26 protein-coding genes and 1 pseudogene are annotated in these 24,495 nt (G+C 63.2%); 6 read left to right on the top strand and 21 right to left on the bottom strand.

The window, feature by feature from the left end; all coding sequences use genetic code 11:
• Nucleotides 1–10: 10 nt before the first annotated feature.
• Nucleotides 11–1,039 (top strand): purine nucleoside permease, encoded by a 1,029-nt coding sequence (locus C8K66_RS14500; RefSeq protein ID WP_108525167.1) that lies wholly within the window; start codon nt 11–13, stop codon nt 1,037–1,039.
• A 48-nt stretch (nt 1,040–1,087) separates the two neighbouring features.
• Here C8K66_RS14500 and C8K66_RS14495 read toward each other — a convergent pair whose 3' ends face one another.
• The 5 genes and pseudogenes from C8K66_RS14495 to C8K66_RS14475 form a co-directional block, all read right to left on the bottom strand.
• The gene (locus C8K66_RS14495) at nt 1,088–2,047 is read right to left on the bottom strand and encodes a zinc-binding alcohol dehydrogenase family protein (protein WP_108525165.1); all 960 of its coding nucleotides are present in this window, start codon (nt 2,045–2,047) and stop codon (nt 1,088–1,090) included.
• 30 nt (nt 2,048–2,077) lie between these two features.
• Nucleotides 2,078–2,251, bottom strand: coding sequence for a DUF1427 family protein (locus C8K66_RS14490; protein ID WP_017849167.1), 174 nt, complete (start codon nt 2,249–2,251; stop codon nt 2,078–2,080).
• A gap of 90 nt (nt 2,252–2,341) precedes the next feature.
• Complete coding sequence (locus tag C8K66_RS14485; RefSeq protein ID WP_104902994.1) at nt 2,342–3,106, bottom strand: helix-turn-helix transcriptional regulator; 765 nt, start codon at nt 3,104–3,106, stop codon at nt 2,342–2,344.
• Between the two features lie 76 nt (nt 3,107–3,182).
• Nucleotides 3,183–3,353, bottom strand: coding sequence for a metallothionein (locus C8K66_RS14480; protein WP_079444133.1), 171 nt, complete (start codon nt 3,351–3,353; stop codon nt 3,183–3,185).
• An 89-nt stretch (nt 3,354–3,442) separates the two neighbouring features.
• Nucleotides 3,443–3,577: pseudogene (locus C8K66_RS14475) on the bottom strand (DMT family transporter); the annotation flags it as partial.
• 111 nt (nt 3,578–3,688) lie between these two features.
• On the opposite strand from C8K66_RS14475, the gene C8K66_RS14470 reads away from it, so the two are divergent.
• The gene (locus C8K66_RS14470; protein ID WP_227778671.1) at nt 3,689–4,048 is read left to right on the top strand and encodes a type II toxin-antitoxin system Phd/YefM family antitoxin; all 360 of its coding nucleotides are present in this window, start codon (nt 3,689–3,691) and stop codon (nt 4,046–4,048) included.
• On the top strand, nt 4,045–4,422 hold the full coding sequence (locus tag C8K66_RS14465) for a type II toxin-antitoxin system VapC family toxin (protein WP_026140307.1): 378 nt from the start codon (nt 4,045–4,047) through the stop codon (nt 4,420–4,422). Before C8K66_RS14470 ends, C8K66_RS14465 begins: the two co-directional genes overlap by 4 nt.
• A gap of 26 nt (nt 4,423–4,448) precedes the next feature.
• Here the strand turns inward: C8K66_RS14465 and C8K66_RS14460 are convergent, their stop codons facing one another.
• The 3 genes from C8K66_RS14460 to C8K66_RS14450 all read right to left on the bottom strand — a co-directional run bounded on the left by C8K66_RS14460 (nt 4,449) and on the right by C8K66_RS14450 (nt 8,240).
• Entirely contained in the window at nt 4,449–5,768 is a 1,320-nt protein-coding gene (locus C8K66_RS14460) for an Nramp family divalent metal transporter (RefSeq protein ID WP_046383062.1), read from the bottom strand.
• 41 nt (nt 5,769–5,809) lie between these two features.
• On the bottom strand, nt 5,810–7,363 hold the full coding sequence (locus tag C8K66_RS14455) for a DUF726 domain-containing protein (RefSeq protein ID WP_057004362.1): 1,554 nt from the start codon (nt 7,361–7,363) through the stop codon (nt 5,810–5,812).
• 94 nt (nt 7,364–7,457) lie between these two features.
• Nucleotides 7,458–8,240 carry a helix-turn-helix domain-containing protein gene (locus C8K66_RS14450; RefSeq protein WP_079444134.1) on the bottom strand — a complete coding sequence of 261 codons (783 nt, stop codon included), beginning with the start codon at nt 8,238–8,240 and terminating at the stop codon, nt 7,458–7,460.
• Nucleotides 8,241–8,343: 103 nt separating this feature from the next.
• On the opposite strand from C8K66_RS14450, the gene C8K66_RS14445 reads away from it, so the two are divergent.
• The 3 genes from C8K66_RS14445 to C8K66_RS14435 all read left to right on the top strand — a co-directional run bounded on the left by C8K66_RS14445 (nt 8,344) and on the right by C8K66_RS14435 (nt 11,811).
• The gene (locus C8K66_RS14445) at nt 8,344–9,228 is read left to right on the top strand and encodes an EamA family transporter (protein ID WP_079444135.1); all 885 of its coding nucleotides are present in this window, start codon (nt 8,344–8,346) and stop codon (nt 9,226–9,228) included.
• A 143-nt stretch (nt 9,229–9,371) separates the two neighbouring features.
• Nucleotides 9,372–11,180, top strand: a complete 1,809-nt coding sequence (locus C8K66_RS14440; RefSeq protein WP_046383058.1) for a monovalent cation:proton antiporter-2 (CPA2) family protein — start codon at nt 9,372–9,374, stop codon at nt 11,178–11,180.
• A 76-nt stretch (nt 11,181–11,256) separates the two neighbouring features.
• Complete coding sequence (locus C8K66_RS14435; protein ID WP_017849157.1) at nt 11,257–11,811, top strand: hypothetical protein; 555 nt, start codon at nt 11,257–11,259, stop codon at nt 11,809–11,811.
• 130 nt (nt 11,812–11,941) lie between these two features.
• On the opposite strand, the gene C8K66_RS14430 is transcribed toward C8K66_RS14435, so the two are convergent.
• The 13 genes from C8K66_RS14430 to C8K66_RS14370 form a co-directional block, all read right to left on the bottom strand.
• Entirely contained in the window at nt 11,942–12,661 is a 720-nt protein-coding gene (locus tag C8K66_RS14430; RefSeq protein ID WP_108525163.1) for an alpha/beta hydrolase, read from the bottom strand.
• Nucleotides 12,662–12,672: 11 nt separating this feature from the next.
• Entirely contained in the window at nt 12,673–13,428 is a 756-nt protein-coding gene (cobF, locus tag C8K66_RS14425) for a precorrin-6A synthase (deacetylating) (RefSeq protein ID WP_108525161.1), read from the bottom strand.
• A 45-nt stretch (nt 13,429–13,473) separates the two neighbouring features.
• The gene (locus C8K66_RS14420) at nt 13,474–14,028 is read right to left on the bottom strand and encodes a histidine phosphatase family protein (protein ID WP_046383055.1); all 555 of its coding nucleotides are present in this window, start codon (nt 14,026–14,028) and stop codon (nt 13,474–13,476) included.
• Nucleotides 14,029–14,113: 85 nt separating this feature from the next.
• Nucleotides 14,114–15,091, bottom strand: coding sequence for a LysR family transcriptional regulator (locus C8K66_RS14415; protein WP_046383054.1), 978 nt, complete (start codon nt 15,089–15,091; stop codon nt 14,114–14,116).
• 51 nt (nt 15,092–15,142) lie between these two features.
• The gene (locus C8K66_RS14410) at nt 15,143–16,093 is read right to left on the bottom strand and encodes a peptidylprolyl isomerase (RefSeq protein ID WP_108525159.1); all 951 of its coding nucleotides are present in this window, start codon (nt 16,091–16,093) and stop codon (nt 15,143–15,145) included.
• Nucleotides 16,090–16,563, bottom strand: coding sequence for a YbjN domain-containing protein (locus C8K66_RS14405; RefSeq protein ID WP_046383052.1), 474 nt, complete (start codon nt 16,561–16,563; stop codon nt 16,090–16,092). Before C8K66_RS14405 ends, C8K66_RS14410 begins: the two co-directional genes overlap by 4 nt.
• Nucleotides 16,564–16,583: 20 nt before the next feature.
• Nucleotides 16,584–17,210 (bottom strand): hypothetical protein, encoded by a 627-nt coding sequence (locus C8K66_RS14400; protein WP_017849150.1) that lies wholly within the window; start codon nt 17,208–17,210, stop codon nt 16,584–16,586.
• An 18-nt stretch (nt 17,211–17,228) separates the two neighbouring features.
• Nucleotides 17,229–18,929: a putative porin gene (locus C8K66_RS14395; RefSeq protein ID WP_057004369.1), complete on the bottom strand. Its 1,701-nt coding sequence runs from the start codon at nt 18,927–18,929 to the stop codon at nt 17,229–17,231.
• 42 nt (nt 18,930–18,971) lie between these two features.
• Nucleotides 18,972–19,676, bottom strand: coding sequence for an energy transducer TonB (locus C8K66_RS14390; protein WP_057004370.1), 705 nt, complete (start codon nt 19,674–19,676; stop codon nt 18,972–18,974).
• Between the two features lie 3 nt (nt 19,677–19,679).
• On the bottom strand, nt 19,680–20,105 hold the full coding sequence (locus C8K66_RS14385; protein WP_017849147.1) for a biopolymer transporter ExbD: 426 nt from the start codon (nt 20,103–20,105) through the stop codon (nt 19,680–19,682).
• Nucleotides 20,106–20,116: 11 nt separating this feature from the next.
• Nucleotides 20,117–21,916, bottom strand: a complete 1,800-nt coding sequence (locus tag C8K66_RS14380) for a DUF2341 domain-containing protein (RefSeq protein WP_057004371.1) — start codon at nt 21,914–21,916, stop codon at nt 20,117–20,119.
• Nucleotides 21,917–21,940: 24 nt separating this feature from the next.
• Nucleotides 21,941–23,527: a ShlB/FhaC/HecB family hemolysin secretion/activation protein gene (locus tag C8K66_RS14375; RefSeq protein WP_108525157.1), complete on the bottom strand. Its 1,587-nt coding sequence runs from the start codon at nt 23,525–23,527 to the stop codon at nt 21,941–21,943.
• 59 nt (nt 23,528–23,586) lie between these two features.
• Nucleotides 23,587–24,180 (bottom strand): transposase, encoded by a 594-nt coding sequence (locus tag C8K66_RS14370; protein WP_017849144.1) that lies wholly within the window; start codon nt 24,178–24,180, stop codon nt 23,587–23,589.
• Nucleotides 24,181–24,495 lie beyond the last annotated feature (315 nt).

Here is a 24,495-nt window from a genome sequence, read left to right as displayed (position 1 = left end):
GGAGTTTTAGATGAGTCTGTTTACCCGTGTCTCGCTGGCCGTCGGCCTGGCGCTGCTGCCCCACCTGGTACTGGCGCAGCCGCCTGCGCCGATCAAGCCCAAGGTGATGCTGATCACCATGTTCGCCCCCGAGGCGCAAACCTGGATCGATCGCCTGGCGCTCAAGCAGGAAGTCCGCGTGCCGGGCTTGTCTGCCGAATACCCGGTGATTCGTTGCAATACCGAAGACGTCTGCCTGCTGGTGACCGGCATGGGCCAGACCAACGCCGCCGCCTCCACCCTGGCGTTGGCGCTGTCACCCAAATTCGACTTGCGCCAGAGCTACTTTCTGATCGCCGGGATTGCTGGCATCAGCCCCAAGCACGGCACCCTCGGCACCACCGCCTGGGCGCATTACCTGGTGGAGTTCGGCACCCAGTGGGAAATCGATTCGCGGGACGCGCCCAAAGACTGGCCGACCGGCTACATCGGTATCAACACCAAGGGTCCGAACGAAAAACCGCCGCTGGACTACAAGACCGAAGTGTTCGAGCTGAACCCGAAACTGCAGGCCAAGGCGTTTGCCCTGTCGCAGAAGGTTGAGCTGACGGAAAGCCCGGAATCCAGCGCCTGGCGCAAACACTACCCTGCGGCACCGGCCAACCAACCGCCGCAAGTCACCCGCTGCGACACGCTGGCGGGCAACACCTGGTTCTCCGGCACGCGCCTGAGCGAGCGCGCCGAAGTCTGGACGCGGTTGCTCACCGACAACCAAGGCGAATACTGCACCACCCAGCAGGAAGACAACTCCACCTATGAAGCCCTGCTGCGCGCCAGTCGCGAAGGGCTGGTGGATATCCAGCGCCTGGCGGTGGTGCGCGCCGGGTCGGATTTCGACCGACCTTATCCGGGCTACAGCGAGGTGGATAACCTGCTCAAATATGCGGACCAGGGCGGCTTCGTGCCGGCGCTGGAGAACCTGTACCGCACGGGCAACCCGTTGGTCCAGGCGATCCTGAAGCACTGGTCGGCGTGGGAAAAAGGCGTGCCCGACGCCTAGTCAAAAACCACCGGTGGGAGCGGGTTTGCTCCCACCTGTTCAAGCGCGTCAGGGCAGCAAGACGATCTTATCGGCGCTGCCCACATTCACCTCCTCGAAGCATTTCACACCCTCGGCCAACGCCACTTCGCGCAGGCCGCTCGGCAGCGGCAGCAACCCTTCGTCAAAGAAGTGCCCGAACTGCTCCAGCATCACCGCACATTGTTCGCAGTTGTAGAGCAACGAATTGATCCCCACCACCGAACCGCCCTTGCGATACAGGGCCAGGGCAGGCAGTTGCACCTGACCGTCGACCGGCGCGGCGATGATCGCGATGCGCCCGAACGGCGCCAGCCCCGCCACGGCGGCTGGCAACCAGAACCCCGTGGTGTCGAAGATCACATCGGCGCCGCCCTTGAACACGGCATTGACCTGCGCGCCCAAATCCTCCGGCTGGCCCAGGGTAATCGCGGCGATACCTTGCGCCTGCAACACTTCGGCCTGCTCAGGGCGTCGCACCGCCGCCAGTACCTGCGCCCCAAGGATTTTCGCCAAGGCCAACGCCGCACTGCCGACGGCCCCGTTCGCACCGATGACCAGCACCCGCGTGCCCTCGCCGACCGCGCTGCGCTGCAGGGCGTCCCACGCGGTGGTGTACGGCACACCGAGGCTGGCGGCCTGGGCAAAACTCAGGTGGTTGGGTTTGTGCGCCACGCCCTTGGCCGACACAGTGAGGTACTGGGCGTGGGAACCGTCGGCGAAGAAACCGAGGTCACGTCCGGTGCCCCAGACCGCCTGCCCGACCCATTCCTGCGGGCCTTCGACCACCACGCCGGCGAAGTCGCGACCGGGAATGCGCGGCAGCGTGGTGTAGGGAAAGCGACCGAGCACATTCTTCACGTCGCTGGGGTTGAGACCGGCAGCCTTGATCTGTACCAGCACGTCCCCGGCGGCGGGCACCGGGGTGGCGACGTCGACGAAACGCAGGGTGGAGAGGTCGCCGGTGGCGGAAAATTGCAGCGCTTTCATGAGCGGCATCCATCAAAGGGGAAAGGACATTCAGGACAACCAACCACTGACCAACTGACGCCCCATCGGCCACAGTTTTTCGCCGAGCAACATGCCCATCAGGCCTACCAGCGCGATGGCCGGCGGCGCGGGCGAGCGGAAATCCAGCGCACCGTAGATCACGCCGACGAAGAGGCCAATGGCAAGGGAGATCAAGTAACTCATGGGGGCAGCGCCTGGTGGTTGGATGGCGCTTAGTGTAGGAAGCCGCCGCCCACCTCATCGGCCAAGTGCTTCAGGATTTCGGCCAAACCTTCAACCGCGGTACTGCGACGGTGCCACACCGAGTTCACGACGGAACATGTCGCTGAAACTGCTGGGCGAGTAACCCAGGGACCGTGCGATCGCGCTGACTGACTGGCCTTGGATCAACTCAGCCACCGCCGTGGCCAGTTGCACCTGGCGGCGCCATTCGGCGAAGCCCATGCCAAGGTGGTTCTGGAACAGCCGCGCCAAGGTCCGCACACTGGCACCGGCGGCCTCGGCGTGATGCTCGAAGGGAATCGCCAGGGATGGCGCCGCCATCACCGCCTGGCAGGCATTGACCAGGCGGCGGTCGGCCTCCGGCGGCATGGCGATGCGGATTGACGCGCGGCGTGCGCGCTGCAGCTCCAGCAGGGCCAGGCCGACCACCGCGTCGTAATAGCCGGCATCGCCACTGTCGCCCTGCTCCACCAGGGTGACGATCAACTCGCGCAGCAGCCCGCCGACTTCAATCACCTGCACCTGGCTGTCCAGCGTCGCGGCCAACGCCGGGCGCAGGTAGATATTGCGCATCTGCAAATCCGAGACCACGCGTATCCCGTGTTCCACGCCCGGCGGCAGCCAGACGGCGCGCTGGGGCGGCACCACCAGCGCTTCGCGTGGCGTCTCGACCCACATCACCCCGCTCATGGCATAGAGCAACTGGCCCCAGTCATGCCGATGGGGCTCTACATACCAACCACGCGGGTAGGTCCGCGCCAGCGGTTGCACGGGCACGGCGTGATCACTGAGGTCGGGGGGCGTGGCCAGGGCCATGGGGAACACATCCGGCAAGGGTGAGCGGCCATGGTAATGACCAGCGCCCGACAAGCCGAGCGAATTTTTACCGCGCTCAGCCTTTAGCCGACTTGGCGCATTCGCAGCCCGTCGGCGCCACACACGGCTCACCATGGGCATGGTGTTCGGCACAGCCCTGGCAGCAATAGCCCTTACCGTCTTTCATCACCGCCTCCACTCCCAGCACACATTTGCAGTGTGGGCAGGCACAGGTTGTATCTGGCATGGTCAGACTCCTTCGTTATGGTCGTCCCGGTGCGGCGGGCGCCGACACCTTTAGCAGTGACTGCGGGCCGGCGCGGATGGTTCCTCCCATCAGTCGGTGCGGGCGTTGCTGCGGTACATGAACACCAGCGCTAGCGCCAGGCAGGCCATTGCCACGATCCGGCTGCCCGACAGCTCGATGTCCGGGTGGCCCAGCCAGCCGAAATGGTCGATCAGCACGCTCATGGGGAAAACGCCTCGCGGTTAAAGTAGGTCCATTCCGATTTTTCGGGCCACTATTCCTAAGCCCGGCACGCTGCGACAGACTTCGACGAAATCCTTGTTTGGAGCAATGCCATGGATGTCATATACCGCAACCCGTCGCGCTCAAAACGGTTGGCGTCAACCAGCGGTCAGGCTGTCTTTGATAGCGCCAGCAGTTCTGGCTATATTTGGCCAAAATATGCGGAGAGCCCCATGATTACAGTGCCGTTGGGCGAAGCCAAAAACACGCTGTCAAAACTGGTTGATGAGGCAGCTGCCGGCAAAATCATCACCATCGCCAAGCATGGGCGAGCGATGGCGCAGCTTGTCCCTGTTGGAAAATCCAAAGGCCGGCGAATTGGCGCCATGCAAGGCAAGCTGGTGATTCCGGATGACTTCGACGCGCCTTTGTCCGACGACCTCATCGCGGCGTTCCAGGGCACTCATTCATGAGAGTGCTGCTGGATACCCACATCCTATTGTGGACGTTGAACGATGACCCCAAGCTCTCCAGCAAAGCCCGAAAGCTGATTGAACATGCCGCAGAGATCTATGTCAGTGCCGCCACATTCTGGGAACTGGCGATCAAGGTCGGCCTGGGGAAACTCACTGTCGATCTGGATGAAGTCCGTGAGTGCTGCCTGCAAAGCGGTTTCGTCGAACTCCCCATCACGTCAGAACACGCCATTGCGGTCAAGGATCTCAAGCCTCATCACAAAGACCCTTTCGATCGGCTCATCGCTGCAACCGCCCTGAGCGAACCGATGAAGCTATTGACGGCCGATCCGCAGGTTGCCCAATACACATCGCTGGCGGTCCTGGTGTAGAGCGCCCCAGCACCGCGGGCCTTGGATCAAAACAACCACTGCCCGATCAACCACGCATTCGCGCCACTGATCAGCGCAAACAGAAACCACGCGAGCAAGCGCGTCGGCAGGCGATTGACGAACGGGCCCATCAGTCGCGCGTCGCCGGTCATGCGAATCAGCGGATACAACGCAAACGGCAACTGCAGGCTGAGCACCACCTGGCTGAGAATCAGCAATTTGCCAATGGCCGCGTCGCCCATCAGCCACACGCCCACGAACGCCGGGATCAGCGCCAGCCCACGGGTGATCAGGCGTCGCTGCCAGCAAGGAATGCGCAGGTCGAGGTAGCCCTCCATGATCACTTGCCCGGCGATGGTGCCGGTGAACGTGGAACTCTGCCCGGAAGCCAGCAAGGCGATGCCGAACAGGATGCTGGCGAAGGCGCCGCCGACCAGAGGATCGAGCAAATGGTAGGCGTCCTGGATCTCGACCACATCCGTATGCCCGGTTTTATGGAACGCAGCGGCGGCAAGTACCAGGATCGCGGCGTTGACCAGCAAGGCCAGGGCCAGGGAGCCGATGGTGTCGATACGCGCCAGCTTGACCGCGTCCTGCTTGCTGGCGAGGTCTTTGCCGATCAGCCGGGTTTGCACGATCGAGCTGTGCAGGTAGAGGTTATGCGGCATCACGGTGGCACCGAGGATACCAATCGCCAGGTACAACGGCGCGGCATCGCTGATGGCCGACAACGACGGCGCAAAGCCGCTGAACACGTCCGGCCAATAGGGCTTGATCAGCACCAGTTCGATGAAGAAACACACGCCGATGGTGGCGACCAGCGCCAGCATGATTGCTTCCAGGCGACGGAAACCACGATTTTGCAGGGCCAGCACCAAGAGCGTGTCAAACGCGGTGATGACAATGCCGGTGGTCAACGAAACACCGAGCAGCAGGTGAAACGCCAGGGCGCAGCCGAGCACTTCGGCGAGGTCGGTGGCGATGATGGAAATTTCCGCCAGCACCCACTGGGTGCGGGCCGAGCGTTGGCTGTAGCGTTCGCGGCACAGTTGCGCCAGGTCCTTGCCGGTGGCGATGCCCAGCCGCGAGCACAGGCACTGCACCACCATGCCCGCCAGGCTGGCCAGCAGCACCACAAACAGCAGGTTGTAGCCGTAGCGCGAGCCGGCCTCGATCGCCGTGGCCCAGTTGCCCGGGTCCATGTAGCCGATGGAAATCAGCAAGCCGGGGCCGGCAAACATCAGCATTCGTTTGAAAAACGACGCCTTGGGGTCGACGATGACAGAGCCAGCCACTTCCGGCGGGCAAAACGGAGCGGTAGCGATTTTCGGCAGGCTGAATTTCACGCAGTATCCCAGGCAAACACTCTAGACAAGCCCGTAGCTTATCAGTCGGATGCAACCGTTCGCATCACCGTGTCCCGCGGCAGGTCAAACGCTTCGACCACTTGCACCACCAGGTCCATTTCCTGGTTCAACGCTTCGCGCTCCATGCGCTGGCGGATCACCCCGATCACCAGTACCGCCAAGGTCGTGATCGAATAAGCCGGGCCGGAAAATGCACGCACCCCGCTCACCAGCAACATCGCCGCCGCCAGCGCCTGGCCCACCAGCGGAATCGCCGTGGCCGCGCCGCGCCGCAGGATGAACCCGGTCAGCCCCGCCAACGCCGTACCGCTCAACGCCGTGGCGGCCGAACGGCCGACATCGATGCGATGGAACAGGCCCTGCTCCTTTTGCGCCGCCGCCTGAAGCTCGGCGTCGAACGCCTGGCGGTCGGCGTGGCTGAGTTTGTCCTTGTATTGTTCGATGAGTTTTTCCGCGACCTGCGCTTCGATGTCCGCCAGCACGACGGTCTCCATCGGTTCATCGAACCTGATCCCCAGCCGCTGCGCCACATCCTCGGCGATCTGGCGATACCCCACGCCGTGCCCCCGGGCGAGGTTCATGAAGCTGTCGCCGCCCATGCGCTGCAACTCGATGGCCAACTTCAGCGGCTCGCGCACCGTGGCATCAATCGAGGCACTGCGCTTTTGCGCGATCAATTCGGCGAGGAACTTCAGCTCGTCCGGGCGCGCCCGCACCAGCACCGGGAACAGTTCGTCATCTTCTTCGGCAAAGCGCACCTCGCTACTGCGCTGGTCGGCGCGGATCATGCCGCGTCGCTCCTGCAGCAGGTCGGTGTACTGCACCACCGTCTGCAACTGCGGCCAATAGGCCGCGTGATCGAAGCTGGCCAGGTGAACGTTGGTCACCTTGGCCTTGAGCGCGGGCGTGATCGGGATGGCGTAGCGACCGATGCAACGCTCGGTATCCGGTTTCATCGCCAGGGCCCAATCCTTACTGGAGTGACAGTTGATCACCCGCCCCGAAAGCGCTGCGCACACTTCATCCCAAGGGCTCGACGTACAGATCGCCCCGCCCATCAACAGCAAATGGTTCAACGGCAGTTCGCGCGCAGTGTCGGGGTTGGCCAACACGCTCTTGACCAGGATGCGCGCGCCGAGGGAATGCCCGATCAGGTTGATGCGCCGCACCTGCAGCGACTCGCCGTGGAGGAATTCGGCCAATTCCGGCAACAGGCTGCGGGCCACTTCATCCACCCGCGCCTCGACACTTTTGTAATGGTCGAGAAAATACCCGATCGCCTTGCCCACCCCTACCGTCGCCGCTCCCAGGCCGCCGCCGCCGAGCATCGCGGTGATCACGTCCTTGAACGGTGCGAACAGGTTTTCCAGAAAATGCCCGGCCGGCCAAAACAGCATCAGGTTGGTCGAACCTTCGATACTTGCCAGTTGCGCCGTGAAGTTGCCCAGTTGCTGCCGGTTGAAGAACGCCGAGTAACCGTGAACATAGAGATTGAGCACGTCCCCCTGAGGCTCGCCGCACAGTACGAACGTAGGCTTGCGGGTACGGTGCATTTCATCCCACTGGTGCTGCATGGGCCGGTGACTCCTGGTGACGAAGGACGCCGATAGTAACAAAGGGCGAGCCGCAGGAAGGTGAATCCTGACGGGCGCGGACGCCACAACCCCCTCAGAACAACGACGCGGCCTTTGATTTAGTCAGATAACGCGCCGGGGTATCGCCCAGGTTGCGCCGAAACAGCGCGGTGAAGGCGCTGGCACTGCTGAAGCCCAACTCAAACGCCACCTCGGTGACGGACACGCCGTGGCTGAGCCGGGCAGTGGCTTCCAGCAGGCAGACTTGCTGGCGCCAGGCGACGAACGTCATGCCCGTGCTCTCAAGGAAATGGCGGGTAAAGGTGCGCCGGCTCATGCTCGACCACGCGGCCATTTCGTCAATCGAAGTGTGTTGCGTAGGGGCCTCCAGAAAACGCTGGCAGGCGCTCGCCAGCCGTGGCTCGCGGGGCAACGGCGCGCTGAGGGGCAACTCGGGCATCGCTCCGATCTCATCGATCAGCAGCGTCAGCACGCAGGCCTGCCTGGCATTGGGTAAGGTCGAGGGCTCGATGGCCAGCGCCGCCTGCAACAAATGCCTGAGCAGGGGCGACACTTCAAACACCTGGCAGCGTGCCTGCAACCCCGCCCGTGCGGCGGCGCCGGCGTCCAGGTAGGTATTGAGCATCACCACATCGCCGCGCATCTGCATTTCATGGGGCACGCCGCCGGGCACCCAGATCGCCCGCTGCGGCGGCACCACCCAGTTGCCCAGGTCGGTAAACATTTTCAGTGCACCGGTGGAAGCGTAGGCGAACTGACCTCGCGGGTGCGTGTGCCGCGCAAACACGGTGCCAGAGGGGTATTCGCGCAGCGTCACCAGCGCGTCGGGGCTGTCGGCATCAAAAGTCGGCATCATGGCCCGATTCTGTCAAAAGTTGACCTGACATAGCAAGCGGGCCACTGCCCTGCCGCCTAACATCGACGCCTTTGAAGCTGCACTCTGCCTAAAAGGAAACCCCATGCAGAAAAAACACCTGGTGCTTGCTGTGCTGGTTACGTTGGTCTGGGGGGTGAACTTCCCCCTGACAAAATTGGGCCTGCGTGCAATCGACCCCTTTGTCCTCACCGGCATACGCTTTGCCCTCGCCGCCCTGCCGCTGGTGTTTTTCATCAAGCGCCCCGCCGTGGGCTTCCACTATGTGGCGGCTTACGGGCTTATCTTCGGGCTGGGGATGTGGGGCGTGATCAACTACGGCATTCAGGTCGGCGTCAGCCCGGGAATCGCCTCGCTGATCATCCAACTCAGCGTGTTTTTCAGCATGGGTTGGGGCTATGTGCTGTTCCAGGAAAAAATCCGCAGGGCCCAAGTGCTCGGCGCCGTGCTCGCGGTGACCGGCCTGGCGGGGATTATCGCGACGCAACACGGCGACCACGCGCTGCTGGGTATTCTGTTGATCGTCTTCAGCGCGCTGGCCTGGAGTGTCGGCAACGTGATCATCAAGCAATCGGGCGTGAAAGAGATCTTCTCGTTCATGGTGTGGGCCAGTCTGTTCCCACCGATTCCGCTGTGGCTCATGGCCTGGTGGCTGCACGGCAGCGCAGCGTTCGCCAACGTGGGCGCCAACCTCGACCTGACGGCGGCGGGTTCCATCCTGTTCCAGGTCTACCTGGCCACGCACTTTGCCTACTGGGGCTGGAACTCACTGCTCAAGGCATACCCGGTATCCACCGTAGCGCCGCTGTCCCTGCTGATTCCGGTGTTCGGCATGACCAGTTCGATGCTGATCATCGGCGAGCGCATATCCACGCCCAACCTGCTCTCGATTGCGCTCATCATCACCGGGCTGGCCGTGGGGTTGTACCGCGCGCCCGCCAGTGCGCCTGGAAAAACACTCAGCCAGTGAAAGACACGCCCGCGAGAACGCGGTCGCCCAGCAAAAAAACACCTGCCCAGCACGATCCCACACTGCAAAAACACAATTATCGACATGTAAAAAGCGCTCTAATAGCCGCCTGTTGATTGGCTTTAAAGATTTTGGAGTTCGCAATGCCCCATGAAGGCAACCTGTTACAAGCAGCCGTGGTGTTCCTGCTCGCCGCCGTGCTGACCGTGCCCCTGGCCAAGCGCTTGCAGTTGGGCGCGGTGCTGGGCTATCTGTTCGCCGGTGTGATCATCGGCCCGTCGGTGCTGGGCCTGATCGGCAACCCGCAAAGCGTCGCGCAGTTCTCGGAGTTGGGCGTGGTGCTGCTGCTGTTCATCATCGGCCTGGAGCTGTCGCCGAAACGTTTATGGGTGATGCGCAAGGCGGTATTCGGTGTCGGCCTGGCCCAGGTGCTGCTCACCGGCCTGGTGATGGGCGGGGTCGCGCTGTGGCTGTTCGGCCAGTCGTGGAACAGCGCAATCGTGCTGGGCCTGGGCCTGGCGCTGTCGTCCACCGCCTTTGGCCTGCAAAGCCTGGCCGAGCGCAAGGAGCTGAACCAGCCCCACGGGCGCCTGGCTTTTGCGATTCTGCTGTTCCAGGACATTGCGGCGATCCCGCTGATTGCCATGGTGCCGTTGCTGGCCGGGGGCGATCACCCAAGCACCCAGGCCCAGGGCGTGCAGCACGTGTTGCAGATCCTCGGCAGCATCGCCGTGGTGATCATCGGCGGGCGCTATCTGTTGCGCCCGGTGTTTCGCGTCGTCGCCAAGACCGGCCTGCGCGAAGTGTCCACGGCCACCGCGTTGCTGGTAGTGATCGGCACCGCCTGGCTGATGGAGTTGGTCGGCGTGTCCATGGCCCTGGGCGCGTTCCTCGCCGGCCTGCTGCTGGCGGACTCGGAATACCGCCACGAACTGGAATCCCAGATCGAACCGTTCAAGGGCCTGCTGCTCGGCCTGTTTTTCATCAGCGTGGGCATGGGCGCCAACCTCAGCCTGCTGCTCAGCTCGCCGCTGGTGGTGATCGGCCTGACCCTGCTGTTGATCGGTTTGAAACTGCCGCTGCTGTATGCCGTCGGCCGGCTGGTGGGCGATCTCAACCGCGAGAGCGCCTTGCGCCTGGGCGTGGTGCTGGCGGCAGGCGGTGAATTCGCCTTCGTGGTGTTCAAGATCGGCCGCGACCAAGGCCTGTTCGAACCGCACCTGTACGACATCCTGGTGCTGACCATCACCCTGTCGATGGCCGTGACGCCGCTGCTGTTGCTGGTCTGCCCGAAGCTGTTCAAGCCCAAGGTCAAACCCGTGGAAGTCCCCGAGGAATACCGCACCATCGAAAGCGATGCGCCGCGCGTGGTCATCGCCGGCATGGGCCGCATGGGGCAGATCGTTGCGCGAATCCTGCGCGCGCAGAACATTTCGTTTATCGCCCTGGACACCTCGGTCGAAACCATCGAGCTGACCCGCAGTTTCGGCGGCATGCCGGTGTTCTACGGCGACCCGCAACGTCCGGAGATCCTGCACGCGGCCAAGGTCGACCGGGCGGAGTTCTTCGTCATCGCGATGGATGACCCGGAGATCAACATCAAAACCGCCGAACTGGTGCGCAGCCTCTATCCGCACATGAAGATCATCGCCCGCGCCCGTAACCGCCAGCACGTCCACCGTTTGGTGGACCTCGACGCGTCACCGGTGCGCGAAACCTTCTATTCCAGCCTGGAAATGAGCCGCCGCACCCTGGTGGGTCTCGGCCTGAGCCAAGCCCAGGCCGACGCGCGCATCACCCGGTTCAAGAACCACGACCTGCAGGTCCTCGCCGCCCAGCACGCGGTGTACGACGACGCGGCCAAGGTCATGCAGACCGCCCAGGAAGCCCGTGCGGAACTGGCGCGGTTGTTTGAAATGGACCGTCTTGAGGAAGAGTCCGACAAGGTGTGATGGTGCGGATGAACGATCTTGCGAATTTTCTGACAGAATACGGCGCAATTTCGTTCATCTACCGGAGCGTTTCTTCATGGCCACTTTCACCAAGACCGCCGTCCTGCTGGCCCTGGCGCTTAGCGCCGGCAGCGTATTCGCCGCGGCCAAGCCGGCGGATCAGACCATCTCCACCTTGGGCGGCAAGTTCAGCTTCGACCTGCCCAAGGCCTATGTCGCCGACACCCTGCCAGCCGGCAAGGCAGCAGACGGCACCGGGGATACCCAAGGTACGATGTACGCGAACCAAACCACGAAAAGTGTGGTCATCGTCGCCGAAACCGTGCGCAACGACGGGGTGACCATTAAAGATAATGACCCGCAGTTTCTCGACGGCGCAGTCGCCGGCTTCGTCAAGGACCAGAGCGCCGCCCTGCCCGACTTCAAGAAACAGAACGAAAAGAAACTGACCTTCAAAGGCCTCGGCCTGCGCCAGGTGGACAGCACGGCCACCCAAGGCGGCGGCAAAACCTTGAACTCCACCTTCCTCGGCGGTTCCGGCAATCACTTACTGGTGATCCAGGCGATTTCGCGGGCGGATGATGTGAAGGGGCATGCGCAGTTGGTGAAACTGATCACCGGCGGCAAGTAAACCGACCGTTAAAACCACACCGATCAACTGTGGGAGGGGGCTTGCTCCCGATGGCGGTGCATCAGTCATGCATGTGTTGGCTGACACACTGCTATCGGGAGCAAGCTCCCTCCCACATTTTTAGCGGTGTTCACTTCACATTGGTTTCCAGCCAGGCCTTCAAGTCCTGCACTTCCGCTGCGCTGATGGTGTGGTTCATGCCCGGATAAGTATGAAACTGCGGCTTGAGCCCCACCCCCGACAACACCTCGTTCGCCCGCGTCGCCGAGGCATACGGCAGCGCTTGGTCCAACGTGCCGTGGCCGATGAAAATCGCCAGCTGGCCCAATCGCTCATCCGGCTTGAGCTGCGCCTTGAGCACCGGCAACACGCTGCCACTGAGCGCCGCAATCCCGCGCACCAACTCAGGGTCACGTAACGCCACCTCGTAAGACATGATCGCGCCCTGGCTGAACCCCACCAGGAACACCCGGTCAGGCTGGGTGTGGTATTTGACGGTAGCCTTGGCGACAAACGCCTTGATCAGCGTGGCGCTGCTCTGCAGGTCGTCGGTCATCCCATCGTAATCGCCGTCACCCGGCGTCTTGGTGAACCAGCGGAACCCTTGGGCGTCCACCGGCATCGGCGCGCGCGCCGACAGGTAGGTCCAGGTGGACGGCAGCGCATCCTTGATGCCGAACAGGTCTTCCTCGTTGCTACCAAAACCGTGCAGGAAAATCACCAGCGGCTGGTTGCGCGCATCGCTCTGGGTCTGTTCCAGGTACAACAACGGCAAGTCGGTGTGCAGGTCGGAATCGGCGTGGGCGGCACCGGCCACCAGGGTCAGCACCAGCGCGAACAGTTTGAACATGGAGATCGACCTCAGGGTTTGCGCAGCAAATAAGTGTCCATGATCCAGCCGTTGGCCAGACGCGCAGCCTTGCGCACCCGTTGGATGTCTTCAGCGACTTCACTCACCTTGCCGCTGATGAGGATTTCATCCGGCGTGCCGAGGTAGGCCCCCCAATAAATGTCCAGATCCTGATCGGCCACGGTGCGGTAGGAGTCTTCGGCGTCGAGCATCACCACCAGGGTGTCGGCATCGCTCGCCTGCCCCGCCGCCAAGCGGCGCCCGGTGGTGATCTCGATGGAGCGGCCGATGCGGTTCAGCGGCACTTTGTGCTGGGCCGCCAGGGCCTGCACGCTGGTGATGCCGGGGATCACTTCGAATTCAAAGACGCAGCGGCCACTGGCCAGGATCGCCTGCAGAATGCGGATGGTGCTGTCGTACAACGCCGGATCGCCCCAAGCCAGAAAAGCCCCCACTTCGCCGTCGGCCATTTCTTCGTTGATCATGCGCTCGAAGGTCTGCTGCTTATCGCGGTTGAGGTCCTGCACGGCGCGGGTGTAGTCGATGTCCCCGCGCACCCGCTCGGGGCAATCGGCCTCGACGAAGCGGTAGCCGGGCTCGGTGATGTAGGTCGCGCAGATCTCACGGCGCAGGTCGATCAGTTTGTCTTTGCTCTGGCCCTTGTCCATCAGGAAAAACACGTCGGTGCGGTTCAGCGCCTTCACGGCCTGCATCGTGATGTAGTCAGGGTTGCCGGCGCCAATGCCGATGATCAGGATGCGTTTCATGGGTTGCTCTCATTGCGGGGCGTGGATTTTGCCATGTTCACGCACTCAGGCGTGAGTTTCCAGGCGCAGGCGCCAGACGCCGTTGAAACGCAGCTCAGTGCAAGACAGCGGCTCCACATCGATGCGATAAAACATCGCGACGGGAAACTGCATGACGTAGAGCAACGCGGCGCGGATGACAAACGGGTGGGTGATGGCCACGACATGGCCGGATTCGGTTTGCAGCGACTGCATCCACTGCGCGACGCGCGCGCAGAGCCGATCCACCGACTCGCCACCGTGGGGTGCGCTCGCGCTGTCGGTGAGCCAGGTCGTCAGTTCGGCGCTGTCGAGCGCGGCGATGTCCTGGCCTTTCCAGTGCCCGACATCGCCATCGCGCAAGGCCTCTTCGATCTGCGCCCGATCGCCGAACAAGCTCGCTGTCTGACGGGTTCGCGCCTCGGGCCCACAGCGCAGCCGCACGTTTTTCTTGAAGCGACCGGCCAGGGATAACGCCGCGTTTTGCCAATCCATCACCAACGATTCGTCATCGGCAAAGCAGCCGCGCTTTTGCAACGGCGTGACGGCATGGCAGATCAGAGTCAAACGGGTGGCTTGCATCGCGGATCGCAACTACAGGAAGGATGAGGCCGCCAAGACTGGCGCAGTTGGGGCGATCACGCAACGTCCGGGGCCGGATCCTGCACTAATCAAACCACTCCCGCCGCCCCTCGAACGTACTGGTGATCAACTCGACGATCATCTGCACCGCCTCGGCATGCTGCACCTGCGCTTTCACCGCCAGCCACACCTGGCGCTGCATGGGCTCGGCGAGCAATCCCGGCAAGGCCACCAGGCCACGGTCGAAGCTGCCCATGTAGCGCGGCAGCAAACCGATGCAGGCGCCGCAGCGGATCATCTCGAGCATCAACGAATAGGCATGCACCTGCACGACCGCGGCCAGGCGCTGTGCCACCACCGTGTTCCATGGCTGTAAGGCGTTCACCTGCCCATCCGGCTGCCACTGCACCAGCATGTAGTCATCCAGGTCTTCGACACTGTCGGGGCGGGTTGTCAGCCGCGAGTAACGCTTGGCGATGTGCGGCAGGTACTCCAAGCGCGCCAGCACTTGAGGCGGCGCAGTGGGGAAACTCGGGCCGGGCGTGGGGCCATCGGCGTCGGAGAGCCACAGCACCACGTCAACGTCCACCGCTTGCAGGGACAATTGGCTGTCGATGGAGATGATTTCCAGGCGCACGCTGGCGTTGCGGCGCAGCAAGGCGATCAGGTCGCGCCCGAGGATGTCGTGCAGGATCGGCTCGGCCACGGCCAGGCGAATCAGCGGTTGCTCCACCACCGGCAGGCGCCGCGCATGGGCCAGGGCAATCAATTGCGCCTGCAGCAGTTGACCATCGCGGCTGAGTACCAGGCCGTTGCCCTGAAAACTGAACAACACATGGCGCAACTGTTCCTCCAGTTGCGCCAGGCGTTTGCGCAGCAGCGTCGCCTTGATATTCAGGCTGCGCGCCGCCTGCATGAAACAGCCGCAGCGCGCACTCACCAGAAAGTAGCGCGCGACCTCCGGCTCGATGTCGTTGGCCAGGGCCAACCAGGCGCTGCGGGACTGACTCGGCTCGCGATAGGGTGCAGGCCCCTGGGGGCCAGACGGTTCTAGAAATGCCATGGGAGACTCCCTGTCTTGTAGGTCTTGTGCATCCAATGCGGTTGACGCGGGTTACTCCAGCACCTGGTTCAACTGCGCGCCGTCGATGCTCAAGGTCGCGGTATTGAGCATGCCTTCCAGATACGCCTTGGCGATCTGTTCCTGGCGTTGCGCGCGCAGGGCCTGGGTCAGGCGCTCGCGCAGTTCGTCGAGGGTCGCGGTGCGCGCCGGTTGCTGGGCGGTGAGTTTGAGCACATGGAACCCCGCCGGGCTTTGCACCACCTCCGAGACCGCACCGACCTTGAGCCGCGACACCGCTTCGCGCACCGCTGGCACCAGTTGCTGCAACGGCTGCAAGCCCGAGTCGCCACCGCGCTGGGCGGTGTCCGGGTCTTGCGAGTATTGCGTGGCCAGGGCGGCAAAATCCCCCGGCGCGGCCTGGGCCTTGCGGCTCAGTTCCTGGGCCTGGCGACGTACCGCGTCGACACCTTGCGGGTCATTCAGCGCCAGGAAGATCTGGCTGACCCGGTACATCGGCGGCGTCATCCATTGTGCTTTGCCAGCGTCGTAGGCCTGCTGCAATTCAGCGGCGCTGGGGTAGTCGGCCGGCACCTGGCTGACCGAGAGCATGTAGTCGCGAAACACGATCTGTTCGGTGGCGGCGCGGGTCTGTTGCTCCACCTCCGGGCGTTGGCGCCAGCCCTGGGCGTCGGCCTGTTCGAGCACGGCCTTTTGCGCCAGGCGCGAACGCAGCCAGCTCTCCAGGGCGCCACGGTTGCCGCGCAGTTGCTCACGGGATTCGGCCGGCAGGCTCGCCAGCACGCTTTTCAGTTCAGGCACGTCGATCTGCTGGTTGCCCAGGCGTGCCACCGCCGGCGCGCCACGCTCGTTGGGCGAGGACGTGACGACAGGCGCCGGTTGCTGAGCGGCGACCGGGTCGCTGCCCGGTCGCAAGCTCAACCCCACCGCCACCACCAGCAACGTCAGCGCCCCCGCGCCGACAACCACGGTTCGCTTCTTCACAGCACCGGTACCTCTTCAGCCACAGGTTCAGCCGCCGCCTGGGCCTGCAACTGCGCGGCGTGCTGGCTGTACTCACGCAGGTAGACGATAAATTCCTGCAGCAGGCGGTCCCACAGTTCCAACTGGCTGCGCAGGTGCGTGGCGCCGACACCGGCCACCACCACGTCCATTTCCATCAGCAGAAATTCACCCTGCACCGACAGCCGCGCAAAACGGCGCGAGGCGTTCCACACCTGGGCCAGGCCTTCGGGCAGGTCGCCCTGCACGCGCAGCGCGCAGCTGTAGGTGAAATCCACGTAGCTGCCCGGCTCCGTCGCCGGGTTGCCGAAACGCACGGCAAAGCCAATGCCCTGGCTCGCGCTGAGCAGTTGCACGATGCCGTTCTGCTCGCTCTGGTTGACCCGGTAGCCGGCCTCTTGCAGCAACTCGGTGAGGCTCTGGGCGGTGACGCTGGTGATCAATTCGTTCATGGTCTGCTCTTCCTTGTGGATCAATGATTGACGCCCGCCTGGGGCGCATCGAAGCGGGTCTTGTACAGATCGTCGCCAAACCCCTGGGCCAGTTCCTCGAACTTGACCCGCGCACCGCTGGCGAAGGGTTGGCGAATACTCATCACCTCGGCCACGTCGATTTTTTCGTAGGCCGCAAGCAACTGCTGAGCCACGCCGTACATCTGCTGATTCTTGGCTGAACATTGCTGCACTTGTGTGTCACGTTCGCTCAGTTGCGCCTGCAGGCGTGCGCGCTCGGTTTCTTTGCCCTTGGCCAACACCAGCAGTTCGTCATAAGCCTTCTTGAACTTGCCGATCTGCTCGTTGCTCGCCGCCGCCTGGGCTTGCGCCTGGCTGTGCAGGTTCTGTTGCTGGCCGGCGAGTTGCTCGGCCACGCCACGGGCCTTTTCCAGCTCGGCGGTCAATTGCTTGATTTGCGCCTGGGCCTGCTTGGCCTGGTTTTCCGCCGCCAGGCGCGCGGCACTGGCCTGGGCCTGCTCGCTTTGCAGCGCCTGCAACTGCTGGGTGGTGCTGCGCAGTTGCGTGCGCAGGCGCTCTTCCATGCCTTCGGCCGAAGCACCGGTGGTAACCAGCAGCAACAGCAGCGCGCATATTCGCGTGTTCATGGGGCATCTCCCTGCGCATCAGAAGCGCGTGTTGAGTTCCAGTTGCATCACATCGACTTCGAACGGCGCGCCATACACTTCCGACGCGCTCAACCAACGCGCACTGGCGTAGATGTTCTTGTCGATGCCGTAGTTGCCGCCAATGAAGTAGCCCTTGGCGTTGGTGCCGCCGAGGTGATACGAGGAGTCGTTGAAACCGTCGGGCAAGGCGTCAGGCTGGATGTACTTGTAGCCGGCCAGCACGTTCCAATCGCCACGTTTGCGCATCTCCAGCGCACTGCCGAGGGTGAACTGCACCATCATGGCGTTGCCGCCACTTTCAAACTGGCCCTTGCTATTGATGTTGTTGACGATCTGGCCTTCGCTGCGCTTGAGCATTTCGCCTTTGTCGTAGGCCAGGTTGCGGATGTAGTTGCCTTGGGTGCGCAACTTGAAGTCGCTGGGCAGTTCGCTGTCCCAGACCAGGTTGAGGTCCAGCACGTCGAACTTGGACGCCAGGCCTACGTACTGCGGGTCTGGCGTTCTGACAGGGTCCGCCGGGTTGGTGGTGTTGTTACGCAGCAGGAACACACTGTTGCCTTTTTGCATAAAGGCCACACGCGTGCCGTCGGTGTCGCAACCGGGGGCGCCGGCCCACGGCGAACAAGGGCTGGAGCGCTCGCCCTGGATGTCCTGGAACTGGTAGTAGGCCGCGGCGAGCTTAAGGCTGTTGCCGCGGTTGATCTTCCAATCGGCGCCGATTTGCCCGCCGAACAGCCATTTGGTCTGACTGTCTTCCTTGTCCTTGCCGTTGCTGCTGGCGGCATCCGCGGTGTATTCGACCGGGAATGCACCGAGGGTGCCGAACAGACCCCACTCGTTGTTGAGCTTGTGGTTGAAGATCGCAGCCACGCCGTCGAAATTGAGCTCGTTGGAATACATCATGTCGGTGGCGTAGAACGGATTGGCGATTCGCCCGCCGGTCAAGGTCATGTAGTCGGTGGTCTTCCACCTCAGGTAACCCTGGTCGAGCCAGATGTCCTTCTTGCCGAAGCCACCGCCCAGGGTCTGGGTAGTGGACACCGGGTTATTGTCAGAGCCGGTGCCCAGGCGAATGCCGGCGGTCCATTCCGGCGAAATCACCGCTTTCATGCCCAGGCGCGCACGCAGGCGGAACAGGCTTTCGCGGTCTTCACGGGTGTTGAGCAGCGGCGGCAACTTGGTGTTGGAGTTGCGGTTGACGTCGTAAGGCCCGTTCTCATTGAGCTTGGCGTAATCGAGGATTTCATTGCTGTTGTTACCCGAGAAATAGCGCGACTCGTCACGCAGGCGGATATCGCCATCAAAGCTGATGCGCGAGACCCAATCCGGGAAGGTATTGGGCTGGGCCCAGTTTTCCTGCTTGGCGGTGGCCATGACTTCGGCCTTGACCTGATCGCGGATCTGGTCGCGCACCGCTTGCGGCACGTACTGCACGCGCACGTCGCCAGGCGCCGCCGTCGGGCCGCTGGCGACCACCGGCGCGGCATTGGCCTGGCGTGCCTGTTGGGCTTCTTTTTCTGCCTGGGCGATCAACCCATTGGCGGTGTCCTGGGTGAGCACACCTTGCTGTACCAGCAGGCGGATCAGGTTGATCGTGACGTTTTCCGAAGGGGCGACCGGGGCGGCCGTCGCCTGGCCGACCAGGGTCGCGATGACCATGCCGACCGCCAGGGTCAGGCGATTCACGGGGGAAATCATTCGTAAGCAACTCCTGTAAAAAACTGCAAAAAATGGGTTCGATCAATCCGGACGCCGACCCTTGAGGGACAGGCGCACCGGCATGCTCACCGAGGCTGGAACGCGTTGCGCGGCATGCGGTACACGCAACGCCGCCAGCACCTGGGCGTCGGTCTCGCGGTCGCCGCTGGACTTGGCCAGCTCCACACGCGTGACCTGGCCCTCGGCGCTCAACCACACATCCGCCTGTACCGCGTAGGCCTTTTTGCGTAACTCCGGGTCTTCCCTCAGCAGGCGTTGAAACACCCCCGCCAGGTATTGCTTGTACGTGCCGGTACCCAGGCCACCACCGCCGGAACCGGCCATGCCGCCGCCCTTGCCCGCGCCGATGTTGAAGCCGTCGTTACCGGACTGCGCATCGCCATCGATCTGCATCGGGTTGGCCAAGTCGTCGGCCGGCGAAGGCGGTGCTTCTTCCGCCGGTTTCACCTCTTCGGGCTCCGGCGTGGGCACCGGTTCGGGTACTTTTTCTTCCACCTGGGGCTCGGGTTCCTTGGGTTTTTCCGGCGGCGGTGGCGGCGGTGGCGGCAACGGGATAATGGTCGGCACCTTGGGTGCTTCGCGGCGTACCCCACTCATGTCATTGGCCCATTGCCAGAGAAACCAGGCGGCCACGGCGCCCAGCAGCAGGCCGGCGCCCCACTTCAGCGGGCGCAGCGGCGGCTTGTTCTTCACGGGCAACGGCGGCATCGGGATCTGTGCGGTCATGACTCAGCCCTGGCTCGGTTTGCCGGTGACCAGCCCGACCTGGGACAGCTCCAACCGCCGCAGCAGGTCGAGCACCTCGATCACCTTCTGGTACTGCACCGTGGCGTCGCCGCGCACGATCACCGGGAAATCCGGGTTCAGCGCTTTCTCGATGCGCAGGCGCTCCTCCAGCTCGCCGAGGGTGACCGGGTAGGCATCGAGGAACACCTGGCCGCCGTCGTTGACGGAGATGGCCTTGGTCTTGGCCTCCGACAGCGACACCGAGGCGCTGGCCTTGGGCAGATGAATCTGGATGCCCGAGACCTGGGCGGTGGCGGTGAGGATGAACATCACCAGCACCACCATCAGCACGTCCACCAGGGGCGTGATGTTGATGCTGTCGACGGCGGCATCGTCGTCATCGTCGTGGGAGGCATTTACGGAAGCCATGGCGATTCTCCTCAGGCCGAAACCGGCGCGTGGTGCGGCACGCGGTGCGCCGTTTCACTGAACTGGCTCTCGCCGTGCATCTCCGCCAGGCGTGTGATGAACTCGTCGACGAACACGCGCATGTCGGCGCTGACTTCCTTGTTGCGCGTGATCAGGCGGTTGTAGCCGAACAGCGCGGGGATCGCGACGAACAGGCCCATGGCCGTGGCCAGCAAGGCCGCCGCCATGCCCGGGGCGATCGCATTGATGTTCACGTCGCCGGCCATGGCCGTGCCGAGGAACACCACCATGATGCCCAGCACCGTACCCAGCAGGCCGATGTACGGGCCGCCGGCGATGGCGTTGGACAGCGTCGACAGTTTGGAACTGAGCGCCTGGTTTTCGCGGGTACGCACGCCGTCCATGGAGCAACGGATGGCTTCGATGGTGGCCGCCGACACCGACGAGGTGTCGGCGCCCTGGGCGCGGCGGGTGCGGATCTCCTTGACCGCCACGCAGTACAGGCGCCACAGCGAAGAGTGGGTCAGGCGTTCGGCGAGTACGTTGTCGTCGTAGAACATTTCCAGGCGGGTGCCGATCTGCGCGAACTGCTCGCGAAACGCCTCGTTGGCACTGCTCACACGGCTGACCATACGGTTCTTGCGAATCATGATGACCCACGACTGGAACATCATCGCCACTAGCACCAGGATGATCACCCAGGCATCCATCGGCACCGCGTTGAGCAGAAAGCCCAGGCTGCCGAAACCGTAGCCCGACTGTTCTTCATCCACGCCGTAAGCGACCAGTTTCGACTCGGCGCCCTGGGCACTCGCATCGGCCAGCAACACGGTCGCCGGGCGGGCCACCTTGGACAGGCGCAGCTCATCCATCGCCCCGGCAAACGGCAAGTGCGGGCCGGCTGCTTCCGGCAGATCGGCGCCGATCGCCAGTTGTGTATTGAACGCCGGCATCGCCACCGCCAGGCTCGCGGTTTCGCGGCCGTTGACATACAGCGTGACTTTTTCACCCTCGGCGGTGAACGCCAGGTGCTGCCATTGACCGGGGTTCAGCGGCTGGGTCGAGACGGCGCGCTGGCCGTCGATTTCCACGAACGGCATGCCTTGGTTCAACCCGAGCAACAGGCTATGCGGAGCCTCACGCCGGGCGAGGACGATCTGTTCGCCGCTGGCCTGGTCCAGGCGCAGCCAGGCGCTGAACGTGAAGGCACCACCGGCGGCATGTTGCAGCGACGGGCTGGCCGGCAACAGCAAGGGCTGGCCACTGAACTGCAAGGCCCGCCCGACCACACCGTCGATGCTGCTGCCGGTGGCATTCAGCGCGGTGTTGGCGTAGGCGGTGGTGTCCCGTGGCGGTGTGCCGCTGGCCCCGTCAAAGTGATACAGCGCGGTGTAATTCGGGTCGAAGGTCAGCTGGCCGTTGGCGGTGGCCGGGGCCTTCTGGTTGCCGTAGTACATCCACAGGTCCTGGCGCTGAGCGCCTTCGACCTTGGGCACATCGACCCAGATCAGCGCCATGCCCATCAGCGGGTCGAAGCTTTCGATCTGGTGGTTGAACACGGTCTTGTCATCGGCACCGACAAAGCGCAGGTCGCTGCCATCATCCTTGACCCCGTCAAAGGTGAAGTTGCCGGTGTGCAGGCGCACCAGCAGCGCGGTGCGGCCCAGGGCCTGGTTGATCGCGGCGCCTTGGGCGGTGGTGTCCACGCTGATCTGTTTGCGATAGTGCCAATCGTCCTGCCACCAGGCATGGGCGGTGGCCGGGAGCGCGAAGCCCAGGCAGATCAACAGGCTCAGGAATAGGCGTTGCATGGGAAGAATCTCCGGGAAAAAGGGTCAGAAGGTCGCCTGCACACTGAAGTGCAGTCGCGAGTCCTGTTTCTGGGTGTTTGGTCCGTCGAGCAGCGGGTAGCCCCAATCCAGGCTGCCGGACAACCATTTGCTCAAACTGGCGCGGGTGCCAAGGCCGACACTGGCCAGGCTGTATTCGTCTTCCTGCTCGGGCAGCGGGTCGTGCAGACGCAGGCGCGCGCCTTCGGCGAACGCGTAGAAGCGCCACTCCTGCACATAACTGCCGAGGAACTTGGCCAAAGACGGTGTGCGCAGCTCCTGGGAGAGCAGCAACCCCTCATCCCCCGTGCGCTCCGCCGCCAGGTAACCGCGCACCGAGGTGGCGCCGCCAGCGGAATACTGCTCGTTGGACACCAGCGGTCCCGAGGCCAACTGGAAGCCGGCCTTGGACGCCGACTGCCAGTCGTTGGCGAAGGTGTAGGTGTAATTGGCATCGCCCTTGAGCACGGCGAAACTCGGGCTGGAGTCCCAGCGCTTGGCACGGAATTCTTCGGCGTCGCTGCCATAGCCAAAGAATGCGCGGGTGCCGACGACCAGGTTCAAGCCCAGGCCCAGCTGGGATTTTTCGCTGTAGCGGTAGCCGTTGTAGCCAAAGGTGAACGGGGCATACTTGAGCGGCACCTGGTCGCTGCTGGCGCCGAATTTCAGCTGTTCGTCGAAGTCCTTGAAGTCGATGCCGAAGGAGAATGAGTTGGCCCAGTTCCCGTTCAGCGGCAGGTTGTAGATCGCCGACACCCCGTAGGAATGGCCCTTGCCCAACACGTTGCTGCCGCCGATAGTGGCGATGTTGCTGTCGGACTGATAACCGGAAAACTGCAAGGTCCAGCGCTCATCCAGCGGCGCGCTGTAGGAACCCGACCAGACCTTGGCATTCGAGCTGTCCTGGGGCGCGGTGAAATACGTCAGCGAGATGCTGTGGCCCAGTTGCCAGAGGTTGTCGTAGCCCAGGGTCGCGACCGAGCGCAGCTTCTCGGTGTCGGCGCTGTAGTCGTTGTTCAGGCCGATACTGGCGTGCCATGGGTTCTGGTCCTCCACCTGCAAGTCGACGTCCATCGTGCCGGGGCGCTGGCCCTCGCGGACCAGCGGCGTGACCTGGCGCCCGGCACTGCGGTTGAGCCCGGCCAGCTGGGTTTGCACGCTGGCGAAATCCGGCACGGCACCTTCCTTGAGCGCCGGTACTTCCTCGCGGATTTCCACCGGCGAATAATGCTTGGCCCCCACCACCCGCACGCGGCCGACCTTGGTTTCGCTGACTTGCAGGTAGACGATGCCGTCATCGACCTTCTGCTCCGGCAGCTCCACAAACACCGACTGGTAGCCACGCGCCTGGTAGATCTTCTGCAGCGCGTCGCGGGCGCCTTCGATATCGTTCAGGGTCTTTTGCGGGCCGAGAAACGGGTACACCGCCTCTTCGATCGTTGCCGCGTCGAGCACGGTATTGCCGCGCACGAAGTACTCGTTGACGTCCACCCGGCGCGCCGGGGCATCGCCCTCTTCGGCCAGCGCCGGCTGCACCAAGGTGCCCAGCGCCAGGCAACACAGCGCCAGCGTTGACTTGAACAGATGCTCCACACAGCCCCCTAAATATCTAAAATGTTGCGCCCTCGCCAATTGCACGGCGTTTGGCCTGCTCAATTGCGGGTTGTCGAAAGTTGGCTGTGCCGTGCCAGCCAGGTGTGCAACAAGGCGAAGTTCAACGAGAACTCCGGCATGTGCAGCAAGGCACCACAAAACACTTCACCGATGACGGTCTGGATCAATTGCACCGCCCGCGGGTTGCTCAACAGGGTGGCGATATCGCGCTGCAGCACCTGGATGCCCCACACCTTCTGGTGCAGGTCGAGGCCGACGAACCAGCGGAACAGCAGGTTGTAATTGAGTTGTTCGTGCAGTTGCTGTTCGCTGGGCACGGAGTACAGCAATTGCAGCAGCAGGATCTGCAACACGGTGCGCGGCGCGATCTGCATCCCGGGTGCGGGCTGCAGCAGGTCGTGGTGCCGGTCGAACACCGCATCGATCTGCGGGCGCAACAACACCAGCGAATGGCCGGCGGGGATGTAGCTGGAGACTTCCTTCAAAGCGCCCTGCCAATCGTCCTGCGAAACGATCCACACCCAGGGCGCGCCGTAGCGGTACACCGAAACCGGCTTCTTGCGCGCGGCTTCGACGATCTTCGACAGGCGCTGATCGAGCTCCTGCATGCCGACTTTCGAGTAACGTTCCATAGTTCCCATGTGCCCCACTCCTGGCGTCCTGCTGACGGCTGGGGAGACGACTTGTGGCCGCCTCCAGCGCGTTACATAGGCAAGACGGGCGTGGCCGGGCACTACCGAACTTTTGTCACGAAAGCTTCATTTTGGATTGAGTGGGGGGCATTTTTTGGGGAGGGGGGTGATCGGCTACATGTCCGGTTCTTTGGGTTCTGATCCATGGAGATATCTGATCTATGGAGATCAAAATGTGGGAGGGGCGGTGCGACGATTCGACTTGCCCCCGATGGCAGTGTGTCAGTCACTACATGCATGACTGATCCACCGCCA

It is taken from the genome of Pseudomonas sp. GV105 (genome assembly GCF_003058185.1).
Classification (GTDB): Bacteria; Pseudomonadota; Gammaproteobacteria; order Pseudomonadales; family Pseudomonadaceae; genus Aquipseudomonas; species Aquipseudomonas veronii.
The sequence above is the reverse complement of the archived record's forward strand: the minus strand, read 5'-3'. Positions and strand labels throughout refer to the sequence as shown.

Coding starts and splice junctions, on each gene's coding strand:
- C8K66_RS14500 (WP_108525167.1), top strand. CDS start 11: ATGAGTCTGTTTACCCGTGTCTCGCTGGCCGTCGGCCTGGCGCTGCTG.
- C8K66_RS14495 (WP_108525165.1), bottom strand. CDS start 2,047: ATGAAAGCGCTGCAATTTTCCGCCACCGGCGACCTCTCCACCCTGCGT.
- C8K66_RS14490 (WP_017849167.1), bottom strand. CDS start 2,251: ATGAGTTACTTGATCTCCCTTGCCATTGGCCTCTTCGTCGGCGTGATC.
- C8K66_RS14485 (WP_104902994.1), bottom strand. CDS start 3,106: ATGGCCCTGGCCACGCCCCCCGACCTCAGTGATCACGCCGTGCCCGTG.
- C8K66_RS14480 (WP_079444133.1), bottom strand. CDS start 3,353: ATGCCAGATACAACCTGTGCCTGCCCACACTGCAAATGTGTGCTGGGA.
- C8K66_RS14470 (WP_227778671.1), top strand. CDS start 3,689: ATGGATGTCATATACCGCAACCCGTCGCGCTCAAAACGGTTGGCGTCA.
- C8K66_RS14465 (WP_026140307.1), top strand. CDS start 4,045: ATGAGAGTGCTGCTGGATACCCACATCCTATTGTGGACGTTGAACGAT.
- C8K66_RS14455 (WP_057004362.1), bottom strand. CDS start 7,363: ATGCAGCACCAGTGGGATGAAATGCACCGTACCCGCAAGCCTACGTTC.
- C8K66_RS14450 (WP_079444134.1), bottom strand. CDS start 8,240: ATGATGCCGACTTTTGATGCCGACAGCCCCGACGCGCTGGTGACGCTG.
- C8K66_RS14445 (WP_079444135.1), top strand. CDS start 8,344: ATGCAGAAAAAACACCTGGTGCTTGCTGTGCTGGTTACGTTGGTCTGG.
- C8K66_RS14440 (WP_046383058.1), top strand. CDS start 9,372: ATGCCCCATGAAGGCAACCTGTTACAAGCAGCCGTGGTGTTCCTGCTC.
- C8K66_RS14435 (WP_017849157.1), top strand. CDS start 11,257: ATGGCCACTTTCACCAAGACCGCCGTCCTGCTGGCCCTGGCGCTTAGC.
- C8K66_RS14430 (WP_108525163.1), bottom strand. CDS start 12,661: ATGTTCAAACTGTTCGCGCTGGTGCTGACCCTGGTGGCCGGTGCCGCC.
- cobF (WP_108525161.1), bottom strand. CDS start 13,428: ATGAAACGCATCCTGATCATCGGCATTGGCGCCGGCAACCCTGACTAC.
- C8K66_RS14420 (WP_046383055.1), bottom strand. CDS start 14,028: ATGCAAGCCACCCGTTTGACTCTGATCTGCCATGCCGTCACGCCGTTG.
- C8K66_RS14415 (WP_046383054.1), bottom strand. CDS start 15,091: ATGGCATTTCTAGAACCGTCTGGCCCCCAGGGGCCTGCACCCTATCGC.
- C8K66_RS14405 (WP_046383052.1), bottom strand. CDS start 16,563: ATGAACGAATTGATCACCAGCGTCACCGCCCAGAGCCTCACCGAGTTG.
- C8K66_RS14400 (WP_017849150.1), bottom strand. CDS start 17,210: ATGAACACGCGAATATGCGCGCTGCTGTTGCTGCTGGTTACCACCGGT.
- C8K66_RS14395 (WP_057004369.1), bottom strand. CDS start 18,929: ATGATTTCCCCCGTGAATCGCCTGACCCTGGCGGTCGGCATGGTCATC.
- C8K66_RS14390 (WP_057004370.1), bottom strand. CDS start 19,676: ATGACCGCACAGATCCCGATGCCGCCGTTGCCCGTGAAGAACAAGCCG.
- C8K66_RS14385 (WP_017849147.1), bottom strand. CDS start 20,105: ATGGCTTCCGTAAATGCCTCCCACGACGATGACGACGATGCCGCCGTC.
- C8K66_RS14380 (WP_057004371.1), bottom strand. CDS start 21,916: ATGCAACGCCTATTCCTGAGCCTGTTGATCTGCCTGGGCTTCGCGCTC.
- C8K66_RS14370 (WP_017849144.1), bottom strand. CDS start 24,180: ATGGAACGTTACTCGAAAGTCGGCATGCAGGAGCTCGATCAGCGCCTG.